General features: G+C 49.8%; 11 protein-coding genes. All 11 read right to left on the bottom strand.

Going from position 1 to position 12,559, the window contains the following annotated elements; translation table 11 throughout:
- Positions 1 to 373: 373 nt before the first annotated feature.
- Entirely contained in the window at positions 374 to 1,150 is a 777-nt protein-coding gene (locus ACTQ3K_RS08695; RefSeq protein ID WP_441567725.1) for an N-acetylmuramoyl-L-alanine amidase, read from the bottom strand.
- Between the two features lie 199 nt (positions 1,151 to 1,349).
- Positions 1,350 to 3,188, bottom strand: a complete 1,839-nt coding sequence (glmS, locus tag ACTQ3K_RS08690) for a glutamine--fructose-6-phosphate transaminase (isomerizing) (RefSeq protein WP_441567727.1) — start codon at positions 3,186 to 3,188, stop codon at positions 1,350 to 1,352.
- A 117-nt stretch (positions 3,189 to 3,305) separates the two neighbouring features.
- Positions 3,306 to 4,616: an ATP-binding protein gene (locus tag ACTQ3K_RS08685; protein ID WP_441567729.1), complete on the bottom strand. Its 1,311-nt coding sequence runs from the start codon at positions 4,614 to 4,616 to the stop codon at positions 3,306 to 3,308.
- A complete protein-coding gene (locus ACTQ3K_RS08680; RefSeq protein ID WP_441567731.1) occupies positions 4,606 to 5,766 on the bottom strand; it encodes a bifunctional chorismate mutase/prephenate dehydratase in 1,161 nt (386 codons plus the stop codon). The genes ACTQ3K_RS08685 and ACTQ3K_RS08680 overlap by 11 nt, the downstream gene beginning before the upstream one ends.
- Before the next feature lie 2 nt (positions 5,767 to 5,768).
- Positions 5,769 to 6,578: a 2-amino-4-hydroxy-6-hydroxymethyldihydropteridine diphosphokinase gene (gene folK / locus ACTQ3K_RS08675; protein WP_441567733.1), complete on the bottom strand. Its 810-nt coding sequence runs from the start codon at positions 6,576 to 6,578 to the stop codon at positions 5,769 to 5,771.
- Between the two features lie 92 nt (positions 6,579 to 6,670).
- A complete protein-coding gene (folP, locus tag ACTQ3K_RS08670; protein WP_441567735.1) occupies positions 6,671 to 7,483 on the bottom strand; it encodes a dihydropteroate synthase in 813 nt (270 codons plus the stop codon).
- A gap of 6 nt (positions 7,484 to 7,489) precedes the next feature.
- Positions 7,490 to 7,972 carry an HD domain-containing protein gene (locus tag ACTQ3K_RS08665; RefSeq protein WP_441567737.1) on the bottom strand — a complete coding sequence of 161 codons (483 nt, stop codon included), beginning with the start codon at positions 7,970 to 7,972 and terminating at the stop codon, positions 7,490 to 7,492.
- Between the two features lie 111 nt (positions 7,973 to 8,083).
- Positions 8,084 to 8,638 (bottom strand): GTP cyclohydrolase I FolE, encoded by a 555-nt coding sequence (gene folE, locus ACTQ3K_RS08660; RefSeq protein ID WP_441567739.1) that lies wholly within the window; start codon positions 8,636 to 8,638, stop codon positions 8,084 to 8,086.
- Entirely contained in the window at positions 8,628 to 9,929 is a 1,302-nt protein-coding gene (locus tag ACTQ3K_RS08655; RefSeq protein ID WP_441567741.1) for a bifunctional folylpolyglutamate synthase/dihydrofolate synthase, read from the bottom strand. Before ACTQ3K_RS08655 ends, folE begins: the two co-directional genes overlap by 11 nt.
- A 392-nt stretch (positions 9,930 to 10,321) precedes the next feature.
- Positions 10,322 to 11,632 carry a phosphomethylpyrimidine synthase ThiC gene (gene thiC, locus ACTQ3K_RS08650; protein WP_441567743.1) on the bottom strand — a complete coding sequence of 437 codons (1,311 nt, stop codon included), beginning with the start codon at positions 11,630 to 11,632 and terminating at the stop codon, positions 10,322 to 10,324.
- Between the two features lie 76 nt (positions 11,633 to 11,708).
- Entirely contained in the window at positions 11,709 to 12,521 is an 813-nt protein-coding gene (thiD, locus tag ACTQ3K_RS08645; protein WP_441567745.1) for a bifunctional hydroxymethylpyrimidine kinase/phosphomethylpyrimidine kinase, read from the bottom strand.
- Between the last annotated feature and the right edge of the window lie 38 nt (positions 12,522 to 12,559).

The following is a 12,559-nucleotide window of genomic DNA, read 5'->3' as shown; positions in this document are numbered from 1 at the left end:
TTTTCTTTTATCCATTTTACTTGGCGATACTTTCGTATCAATTTCTGAAACTTCTTTTTATAGAATTTTCAGGGGTTGGAATATACTGTTCAGTTATCAAGGTTCTCTTTGTCGTTGTCTTTCAGTTCTCAGCGGCAACTTCTTTATTCTATCACATTGTTTCCTGTTTGTCAACAACTTTTTTATTTTTTTCGACTTTTTCTTTTGTCGTTTGCTGTATTTCGTTCAGCGAAAACCAGTTTACCATGCTTTGCTTTCCTTGTCAACACCTTTTTGTTTATTTTTTTTATACAATTCAAACACTTTCGTTTTTCCCCGCCCGCAGCTTCAGAATTCTGCCGCAGGCGGAGGCACCTTTATTCCGGCCGTCCAATCAGTCCACTGCAATATACGTATTATATCCCCGCTTTCGAAGCTGCCGTTCCATACTGATTGCATGATCTAACTCCTCATACGCTCCTACCCGAACCTGAAACCACCCGTTTTCCGCACGGATCCATGCCGGATATCCCAATGTCTGAAGCTCTTCCAGCATTTCTTCTGCATAACGCCGCTCACGAAATGCACCGGTCTGAACCTGATATAACGTCCGATGCGGTCCTTCCTGGCTCTCTACTCCTCCCTCTGTCATATCCAAAATCCCATCCGCAATGGCTTTTGCAATGCGGTCAAACTGCTCATCAAACCGTTCATTATCCTCCGGTGAATCAATAAAGCCGGCCTCCACCAGAACGGCCGGCATATTGGTTCTCCGAAGCACCACCAGATTTGGCCGTTCTATGACCCCCCGGTTGGCAAAGCCAAGTCCCTCCAGCCCTTCTCCGATCTTTTTGGCCAGCTTCTCCGCCTCTCCACCTTTCTCATATACCAGAGTCTCGATTCCCGAGGCTGTTCCCGGTTCCGCCGACGCATTCCGATGGATCGACACAAAATAATCTGCGCCTGAATGGTTTCCCATCATTGCTTTTTCATAAGGCGTATTGTAAACATCCTCTGTTCTTGTGTATGCAACATCCAGTCCTGCTGCCTCCAAAAGCTCTCCGACCGCCAGAGCCAGCGCCAGCGCATCATCCTTCTCCTGTCTGCCTTCGAAGACCGCCCCCGGATCCCGGCCGCCGTGTCCCGCATCTATCACTACTTTTTCTCTCATCCGACTAACCACCCTGCAAAATGCTTTCTGTTTATAATATGACCGGAATGAGCTCCCGTGAACCTGAAATATTTTACATCTCCGCTAAATCAAAAAGAAGCTCTTTTACTGTTTCCCGTGAAGAAAAAAGCGAAGCTGTTCTGCTCCGCCTTTTCTTCATATCTTACAATCTCGTTTTTTGTTTCAGATATCCCTTTTCCTATTCTACTGTTACACTCTTCGCCAGGTTTCTGGGACGATCCACATCCAGCCCCCTTGCAACCGATACATAATAGCCCATGAGCTGCAGCGGGATCACCGCCAGTGAAGCCGCAAAATGCTCATCCGTTTTCGGAATATAGGTCACAAAGTCTGCCGTATCTTCAATATTATAATTTCCATACGTTGTCAGGCACATCAGATATGCGCCGCGGCTTTTACACTCTACCATATTGCTGACACTCTTTTCATAAACCTTTGGCTGAGTCAATACACCGATCACCAGCGTTCCATCCTCTAAAAGCGAAATGGTTCCATGCTTTAACTCTCCTGCCGCATACGCCTCCGAATGGATATAGCTGATCTCCTTCATTTTCAGGCTGCCTTCCAGGCTGACTGCATAATCAATACCGCGGCCCACAAAGAAAATATCCCTTGCCGCCACCTGCTTTGCCGCAAACCACTGAAGCCGTTCCTTATCATCAATAATCTTCTGGATCTTCTGGGGAAGAGTCTCCATTTCCTCCAGATAAGACCGATACTGCTCGTCCGTGATCTGTCCCCGTGCCTTTGCAAACTGCACGGAAAGGAGATACCCTGCCACCAGCTGGGTACTGTATGCTTTCGTTGTTGCAACTGCAATCTCCGGGCCTGCCAGCGTATAAAATACATGATCGGTTTCTCTTGCAATGGATGAACCAACCACATTGACGACTGCCAGGGTCCGGATGCCCTGCTCCTTCGCCAGTCGGAGCGCTGCAAGACTGTCTGCCGTTTCACCGGACTGGCTGATAATGATCACCAGACCATTTGGATCCAGGATCGGTCTGCGATAACGGAATTCTGATGCAAGATCCACCCGTACCGGGATCCGTGCCAGATCCTCCATGACATACTGTGTCACCACGCCTGCGTGGTATGCAGAACCACAGGCCACCACATAAATCTGACTAACAGACTTAATCACATCATCCGTCAATCCAACCGATGAAAGGTCAATTTCTCCCGCCTTCAGTACAGAATGAATCGTATCCTGCACTGCTTTGGGCTGCTCATGGATCTCTTTCATCATGAAATGCTCATATCCTGCTTTTTCTGCCGCCTCTGCATTCCATTCGATCGTCTTTAATTCTTTTTCAATTTCATCCCCGTTCAGATTGTAAAAAGTAATTTCGCCTTTCCGAACACGGGCCATTTCCAGATTTCCAATATAATAAACATTTCTGGTATATTTTAAAATTGCCGGCACATCCGATGCGATATAGGATTCTCCACCTGCCACTCCGAGGATCATCGGGCTGTCTTTTCTTGCCACATAGATTTCATCCGGATAATCCTTAAACATCAGTGCCATCGCATAGGATCCGCGAATACGCACCATGGAATGGTTAATGGCATCCACCGGAGTTCCCTCATACTTTTTATAGTAATAATCTACCAGCTTGACTGCCACCTCTGTATCCGTCTCAGAATAAAAGCTGTAGCCCTTGCGAAGCAGCTTATCTTTCAGCTCCTGATAATTCTCAATGATTCCGTTATGAACCGCTACCACATTCCCGTCATCACTGATGTGGGGATGAGCATTGTTTTCCGAAGGTTCCCCGTGGGTTGCCCATCTGGTATGTCCGATTCCGCAGGTTCCACGAACCGACTTTCCGTCATTTGTTTTTTCCTCCAGGACCTTCAGGCGTCCCTTGGCCTTAATTACCTCAACAGGCTCTTCTCCATCCCGCACAGCGATTCCGGCAGAATCATAGCCACGGTATTCCAGCTTTGACAGTGCCTCCAAAAGAATCGGAGTGGCCTGATGATCACCGGTAAATCCGACAATTCCACACATAGATAAATTCCTTTCATGTCTTGAGTGTTTTCGGATCATGCTTTATCGTATGATCCAATTCAACACGTTATGCTCTCGTTCTGATCCGGTCTCCAGATCGTCTTGTTTCAACATCTGCTATGCTCCCTGCGTTCCCTTTAACCAGGTAATAAACTGAACAGCCGTCCGTCCGGAGATCCCGCCATGGGACAGTTCCCACTTATTGGCTGCCAGAAGGAGCTCCTCCTCCGGCATAGTGATCCCCGCTCTTTTTGCCAGGGTAACAACGATTTCCTTAAACTGTGCCGGCTCCGGCCGCCCGTAGTAAATGGTCACGCCGAACCGAGACGCCAGTGACAGCTTCTCCTGAACGGTATCGGAGCGATGCATATCCTCCCGTACCTCTTCCTTGTCGCTGAAATTCTCCCGGATCAGGTGACGGCGGTTGGATGTGGCATAAATCAGAATATTGGAAGGGCGTACTTCCAGTCCTCCCTCAATGATTGCCTTCAGATATTTATACTCTACCTCAAACTCCTCAAAAGACAGATCATCCATGTAGATGATAAACTTATAATTCCGACTCTTGATCTGGCTGATGATCGAGGACAGATCGCGGAACTGATGCTTATAGACCTCGATCATGCGAAGCCCCTGATCATAGTATTTATGGAGAATTGCCTTAATACTGGAGGATTTTCCGGTTCCGCTGTCGCCAAAAAGCAGACAGTTATTGGCCTCACGCCCCTCCACAAACGCTTCTGTATTCTCAACCAGTTTCTTTTTCTGTGCCTCATATCCCACAAGATCATCCAGATATACATGCTCGATGTTCTTAATAGGAACAATCAGTGCCTCCTCGTCCTTCTGCTCAACCCGAAATGCCTTATGAAGCCCGAACTTTCCAACACCGAACCGGCGATAAAACTCTGCAATGATCCGATTCCACTCCTGATCCGTTTCTGCCGCGGCAAGAGCCCCTGCCAGCTCCTGAATATTATCCCGGATCCGCCGATTGAACACCGTACTGTGGGTACCGGTACTCTCATACGTTTTCAGCAGTCCGAATAACGGCACTCCGCTAAGATCCAGTCTGGCCAGATCAAAAGAAAACCACTCTCTGAACAGCGAAAAGTCGTGTTCTGCCAGCGTATTGACCGTTCCTTTTACCCTGCCGCGGATCTCACATGCCATACTGAAGGCATTTTCATTGGTCGCCAGCACGTAGGCCAGCAAGCTGTGCCAGAGATTTCCTTTAAACCCATGAGCTGCAGCAAACTCCACCAGCTCTCCGGCAGTCTGAAACCGGTCTGGTGCTGCTTCCGTCTCATCCACCTCCATCTGACCGCCGCAGACACCTGTGCCTGCCGCATCAATTAATGCTGCCATGGCTTCCACCAGTTCTTTATGAGCCGGATTCCGATATAAGATCAGCTCGTCAGTTTTCATTGATGTTCTTCCCCTTGTCTGTATAGTAATTTCCCAGGATCCGGAAGTAGTTCGCTTCTTCCAGAATACCGCGGAGTGCATTTTTCACTCCTGCATCATCCAGATTCCCTTCAAAATCTACAAAGAACCGGAATTCCCAGGGCCGCCCCAAAATCGGACGGGACTCCAGCTTTAACATGTTCAGTCCGTTGTAGGTTAAATGGGACAGCATATTATAAAGCGCTGCATTCTCATGCTTGATCTCAAAACAGATACTGATCTTATTGGCCGATGCCTCATATATTTTCCGGCTGGAAATCACAATAAAACGGGTGGTATTTCCGCGGCTGTTCATTACCCCTCTATCCAGGATCTTCAGACCGTAAAGCGCTCCGGCCATCTCACTGGCGATGGCTGCATGATGCTTATCCCCCTCTTCCATGACCCGTTTTGCTGAAAGGGCAGTATTGTTTACACTGTGCTTCTCCCAGTTTTTCCGTTCGTCCAGATACCGGCTGCACTGCATCAGCCCCTGAGGATGAGAATAAACCAGCTTGATGTCGGAAAGCTCTGCGTCCGGAAGTCCCAGAAGCACATGGTCTACTTTTACATATGTCTCACCAACAATATAATTATCATATTTCACCAGCAGGTCATAGACATCTGCCACGCTTCCTGCTGAAGAATTTTCGATAGGAAGCACTGCATAGTCCGCAGTTCCCGCACAGATAGCACGCATGGCATCATCCCAGGTTTTTACATGGAACAGTCTGGCCTGATCGCCAAAGAACTGTTTGGCTGCCACATGGCTGTACGCGCCCTCCACGCCCTGATAGACCACCTGGGCCTTTGTTTTCTGTAAATTCGGGACCATCTCAAAGGGCAGTCCAGTGATCACACCCTTGTCTGCCAGAAGCTGGTATTGCTGCTTTCGGCTGATGGACATGATCTGGGTAAACAGCTCCCGCAGTCCATAACGGTTGAACTCACAGTCTGCCATATCCGCAATGGCATTCATCTTTTCCTGCTCCCGGTTCCGGTCCAGCACCTGCATTCCATTTCTGATCTTATAATCAGCCACTTCCCGGCAGAGCGCCATCCGTTTTTCAAACTGCTCCACCAGATTTTTGTCAATGGCATCAATCTCGTTTCTGATCTCTCCTAAGTCCATGATCACAATTCCTCCAAAAGATCTTTTACCCGTTTATGAAGCAGGGGATGAACCAGATACGGTGCGATCTGCGCCAGCGGTTCCAGCACAAACGTCCGTTTCTGAATCTCCGGGTGGGGAAGTACCAGAACCGGATCGTCCTGGATCAGGTCATCATAACATAACAGATCCATATCCAGCGTCCGCGGTCCCCAGTGGATCAGCCTCTCCCGTTTTTCCTGCTGCTCCGCCTTATGAAGTACGTCCAGAAGCTCATAGGGCGTCAGAAGCGTTTCCAGCTCCAGACAGCCGTTGAGAAAATTATCCTGCTCCACTCCGCCATAGGGCTCCGTTTCGATCATATCGGATACAGCTCCCAGACGGATCAGCGGTTCATCCCGCAGCACCCGGATTCCAGCTTCGATATGGGCTCTTTTATCACCCATATTCGAACCGAATGCCACATAGGCCTTATGCCAGCTCCGTTCAATCGCCACGGAAACGGTCTCCAGCGGGAGTCCCACCGGTGCCCAGGGCTTTTTGATCTCCAGAGAGATTCCCCGCATGAGAGGATAGGTCAGGAGCAGATGCTCCGCCACGCCCTCTGCTGCCGCTTCAATGAGCTTACAGGTATGCTCCTTCATATATTTTGTAATCTCGGCACTGACAAGGCCGTAATGGATTGAGGCCTCCAGCTCGTCAGTTTTCCCCGCCTTTCTTGTGTCCGTAAGCAGTTCGGCACTGACGATGAACTTTTGACCGAGAGCCGTCTCCTCCGGAAATACACCGTGATTGGCGAACACTTCCAGGTTCTTTATGATGATTTTATCCATGCTTCCTCCGTTTTGCTGGCTGCGGATTTCGGATTTTAAAATCCATGCTTCCGCTTCCATTTTCCCTGTTTCCGATGCCGCCGCAGTTTTCTTTATTCTGCCCGCAGAATGGCCTCTGTCATCAGAAGCGCCCGGCGGTTTTCCTTTACATCATGAACACGGACAAAGGCACAGCCCTTCATGACACCCATCACGGTTGTCGCTACCGTTCCTTCCACGCGCTCAGAAGCAGGAAGATCCAGCGTCAGACCGATCATAGATTTTCTGGAGGTTCCGAGGAGTACCGGATAACCGAGCTCCTTTAAAATCTCCACATGATTCATCAGGCAGAGATTCTGCTCATACGTCTTCCCGAAGCCAATTCCGGGATCAAGAATGATCTTATCGTCCGCCACACCGGCATCCTTGGCCAGTTTCACCGATTCCCCGAGATCCTTTTTCACATCCGCCAGATAATTTTCATAATCCGGCTCCTTGCGGTTGTGCATCAGACAGCAGCTTACGTTATACCTTGCAATCACATCCGCCATAGCGGGATCATACTTGCAGCCCCAGATATCATTTACCAGATCGGCTCCGCCCTTGATGGCAGCCTCTGCCACACCGCTTTTATAAGTATCAATCGAGATTGGCACATCGAACCGGGCTTTCACCGCCTCGATCACCGGCAGTACTCTGGCAATCTCATCCGCATCAGGAAGGATCGCACCGTAACCGGGTCTTGTGGACTCGCCGCCAATGTCGATGATATCCGCGCCGTCCGCCAGCATCTCCTCTGTGTGCTTCAGAGCCGCATCCAGATTATTCCATTTTCCGCCATCGGAAAAGGAATCCGGCGTTACATTTAAAATTCCCATGACATATGCATGATTCTCCACATCAAAATCCTTATTTCCAATCCTCATCTGTGCTTACCTCTTGATATTATAATTTTTCTTTTCCATGGGCCAGTTGCAGGAAGCCTGCGCCTTGCACATAAAACAGGCTCTGGACTTTTTATCCGCATCGTAGATCAATGTTCCGAGGAGGCTCTCCCCGGCCACATCCTTAGAACGATGGCTGCTGATGGCTGATAAAATCTCAGCCTGCTCATCCCCGGTAAACCCGCAGTCCCGGAGGATTTCCTCCGCAATCCCGACACTGGCCCGGTCATGAGGGATCCCCGTCTCATACTGAGCTGCCCGTCCGATGTCGTGGAGCAGCGCCGCCGCATAAATCAGCTCCTTGGAGACCGGAATCCGTTCCTCCAGTGCTTTTATGTAAGCAATCCGCGCCACGCTCAGCAGATGGTCCATGTCATGGCGGCAGTAGATCCGTTCCTGCTCCAGTCTCAGCAGTTTTTTCATATTCCAGATAAAGGTTTCATTTCGGATAATACGATCAACTCGTTCCACTCATGTCCTCCTGCGTCTCAGAATGTTTTCTTGTTATTGTATCATATTCCATAAAAAAAAGGAACCCTGCCATCTGTACAGAGTTCCAAATTTCTCTTTTTGTTTTCCATCCTAGCGGATCATGGCAAATACACGGTCTGCCAGTGCCTGATCCTCCTCGAAAATTCCCCGGCGCACATAAGTCATAGTCTGGGCACCCGGCTTTCGGATTCCACGCATGGTCATGCACATATGCTCTGCCTCTACAACCACCATTACACCTTTGGGCTTTAAATGGGTCATCATAGCATCTGCTACCTGAGCCGTCAGCTGCTCCTGAAGCTGGGGACGCTTTGCAAACTCATCCACCGTCCGCGCAAGCTTGCTTAAACCGGCCACCTTTCCATCTGGTACATAAGCCACATGGGCCTTTCCGTAAAAGGGAAGAAGATGATGCTCACACATGGAATAGAAGGTAATATCCTTTTCCAGCACCAGTTCATTATTTGATACCGTAAAGGTTTTCGACAAATGGCGCGCCGCCGCTTCATCGCTTCCCGTATAGATTTCTTCACACATTCTCGCGATCCGATCCGGTGTTCCCACCAGTCCCTCGCGGTTCACATCCTCGCCGATCCCTTCAAGGAACAGGCGCACTGCTGCTTCAACTTTTTCTTTATCTATCATGGATAGTCTCCTTTAAAGCATCGGTCACTTCGCTGAGATAAGACAACGAACCGAATGCTATTATAATTTCATCTTCTTTTGCCGACAAAAGTGCATCAAAAACTGCCTGCTTTACAGACAGCTCCGCTTTCACCTTACCGGTAAATCCGCTTTTCAGAACACAGTCTCTTAACGCCTCTGCACCAAGAGCTCTCGGACTTCCTGGCGTCACAGTATAAATCTTCTGCGCCAGGGGCATTGTGATCCGTACAATTTCTTCGTAATCCTTATCCGCCAGAATTCCCATAATATAAGAAATCTTTCTGCCGGAAAAATAAAGTTCAATGGAATCTCTGAGGCGCACAGCCGCCTCCGGATTATGAGCTCCGTCAATGAGAAACACAGGCCGATCCATCAGCATTTGAAAACGTCCCGGCCATTTCACACCGGCCATGCCCTCAAGAACCGCCTGCTGTCTAATATCATAGCCTAAACCGCGGAGAATTTCAACTACTTCCAGCGCTGTACAGGCATTTATCACCTGATATTTTCCAAGAAGCGACAGTTTTACATTTTGAAACTCCTTATAATCAAAAACCGTCCCCGTATAATCTGCAGACCGGATCACTGCCTGCTCCGGTCTGGAAATAATCAGAGGCGCCTGTTTTTCTTCTGCGATTCCTTGGATCACTGCCTCCACTTCCGGATTCTGCCCGGTCATGGCCACCGGTCTTCCCGGCTTTATGATCCCACCCTTGACCTTCGCGATCTCCTCCAGGGTATTTCCGAGAAACTGCATGTGATCCATGCTGATTGATGCAAGAATGCTAACCTGAGTTGTCGTCACCACGTTGGTGGCATCCGTTTCGCCACCCATGCCGGTTTCCAGCGCCACCAGATCACACTTTTTTTCCTTAAAATAAAGGAAGCTGACTGCTGTTTCTGTCTCGAAGCTGGTGGGATGAGGAAATCCTTCCCCCTCCATGGCATCACTGGCTTCACGTACCTTTGTCATCAGCCTGGCCACATCTGCTTCACTGATAGATTCACCGTTTACCTGGATCTTTTCGCAGTAGGTAAACACCGATGGGGAATTATAGCGTCCGACCAGATATCCGGCCGCCTGACAGATACTTGCCACCATGGCAAGTATCGAACCTTTCCCATTAGTTCCCGCAATATGCAGAAAGGACAGCTCATTCTGGGGATCCCCCAGTCGGTGCAGCAGCTCCTTCATGGTGCCAAGTCCGAGAACAATATTCTTTTTCTTCATCAGCTCCCCTGCGTAAGCCACAGATTCTTCGTAATTCATCGCGTCCCTCCTGTGAAAACCGGGCAGCTTCCTGCCCGGTCCCGATCATTTTGTTCTTCTACTTTTTCCTGCTACCCTAGTTTATCACGTTTTCTTAGAAAATCAACCTTTCCGGTGGAAATTGTCAAGTTTTTGGCAGAGCAGGAGAATCTTCGCTTCAACTACGGCTCCCCTCGCGGGGAGCGACCTTCCCGCTCTCATACAGTCTTTTCTGTTATTTCAACACGCAGACTTCAGACCTTCTCCCGCTCCGCTCGTTCTGTCGATACAGAACAGCTCCTGCCTGAGGTTGTATAAGCATTCTTCCCATACGCAAAATGTAAAAAACGCCCAGGAACAAGCAAGCTTGTCCTGAACGTTTTTTACATTTTATCTGCGTGTCGAATCTGGAGTTACAGGATATCAATATGTTCCCCGGCCAGAGCTTTGTTCATGCTGCGGACTGCACAGAATTTTCCGCACATGGAGCAGGTATCTTCATGTTCCGGAGAACGGTCATCACGGATCGCTTTTGCGGTCTCGGGATCAATGGCGCATTTCCACTGAGCTTCCCAGTCGAGGACACGGCGGGCATCGCCCATCTGGTCATCAATGTCTCTGGCGCCGCGTACCCCCTTGGCAATATCTGCTGCATGAGCTGCAATCCGGCTGGCGATGATCCCCTGCTTTACATCATCCAGGTTAGGCAGAGCCAGATGCTCGGCGGGAGTTACATAGCAAAGGAATGCCGCACCGTTCATAGCTGCAATGGCACCGCCAATGGCCGCGGTGATATGGTCATAGCCCGGTGCAATATCGGTTACCAGCGGCCCAAGTACATAGAAAGGCGCGCCCATACAGATCGTCTGCTGCACCTTCATATTGGCTGCGATCTGATCCATGGGAACGTGTCCGGGGCCTTCTACCATGACCTGAACATCCTTCTCCCAGGCTCTCTTGGTCAGCTCACCCAGACGGACAAGCTCCTCGATCTGACATACATCCGTGGCATCTGCCAGACAGCCGGGACGGCAGGCATCACCCAGGGAAATGGTCACATCGTATTCTCTGCAGATATCCAGAATCTCATCATAATATTCATAGAACGGATTTTCCTCGCCGGTCATACACATCCATGCAAACACCAGGGAACCTCCGCGGGATACGATATTCATCTTTCTTTTATGCTTGCGGATCTGATCGATGGTCTTTCTGGTGATTCCGCAGTGAAGGGTTACAAAATCCACACCGTCCTCTGCATGGAGACGGATCACATCGACAAAATCCTTTGCAGTCAGCGTATCCAGATCTCTCTGATAATGGATCACACTGTCATAAACCGGAACTGTTCCGATCATAGCAGGACACTCATGGGTCAGCTTCCGGCGGAACGGCTGAGTATTTCCGTGGCTGGACAGGTCCATGATGGCTTCTGCACCCATATTGACTGCGGAAAGCACCTTCTCCATTTCCACGTCATAATCCTTACAGTCTCTGGAAACACCCAGGTTTACATTGATCTTGGTGCGGAGCATGGAGCCAATCCCCTCCGGGGAGAGACATTCATGATTCTTATTGGCAGGGATCGCCACCTTGCCGCTGGCTACCAGGGGAAGGAGCTCCTCCGTGGTCATGTGCTCCTTTTTTGCCACGATCTCCATCTGCTTTGTCACAATGCCTTTTCTTGCTGCATCCATCTGTGTTGCGTATGCTTCTGTTCTCATCTTCATTCTCCTTTTTGTATTCTGTTCACCGATCTTTACCGGCGAAAATTTCCTGCGTTCTCTTCCGTTTTGAACCTCAATGCTGTACCGGTTCTTCTGCATATTTCCCGGTCAGGGCAAATGCATGGTTCATGGGACCGCTTCCGAGCCCCAGATCCAGCATAGCTGCCAGTGCATCAGAAATATAGTCCTTAGCCCGTCCGACGGATGTCTCCAGGTCATACCCCTTCGCCAGATTTGCCGCAATGGCACTGGACAAGGTACATCCGGTTCCGTGAGTGTTGGGATTTTCGATCCGCTTTCCATAAAACCACCGGTGTTTCCCATCGGAAACCAGCAGGTCGCTGGCGTCTTCAATGCTGTGGCCGCCTTTTAAAAGCACGGCACATCCGCAGGAATTGCTGATCTTTTCCGCTGCCGCTTCCATGTCCTCCTTATTCCGGATTTCCATGCCGGAAAGGATCTCCGCCTCCGGAATATTGGGCGTTACCAGATCGGCCAGGGGCAGAAGCCGGCGTTTCATCACTGTGACCGCCTCTGTTTCCATCAGACTGGAGCCGGACGTTGCCACCATGACCGGATCCACCACGATCCGCTCTGCTCCGTAAAACTTAAGACGCTCCGCCGCTGCTTCCATCAGGGCTCCGTTCGGTATCATGCCAAGCTTCACCGCATCCGGACGGATATCGGTAAATACCGCATCGATCTGCCGTTTTAAGAATTCCGGCGTCACCTCCGTCACGCCGCTTACGCCGGTAGTGTTCTGAGCTGTCAGCGCAGTCACTGCGCTCATGGCGAACACTCCATTCATGGTCATCGTTTTCAGATCAGCCTGAATACCGGCGCCTCCGCTGGAATCACTTCCGGCGATTGATAATGCTGTTTTCATGTTTTCCTCCTGATCCGCATTATTTTTATTCTGCGGGT

The organism is Candidatus Paralachnospira sp. LCP21S3_A2 (assembly GCF_052118925.1).
Taxonomy (GTDB): domain Bacteria; phylum Bacillota; class Clostridia; order Lachnospirales; family Lachnospiraceae; genus Lientehia.
The sequence above is the reverse complement of the archived record's forward strand: the minus strand, read 5'-3'. Positions and strand labels throughout refer to the sequence as shown.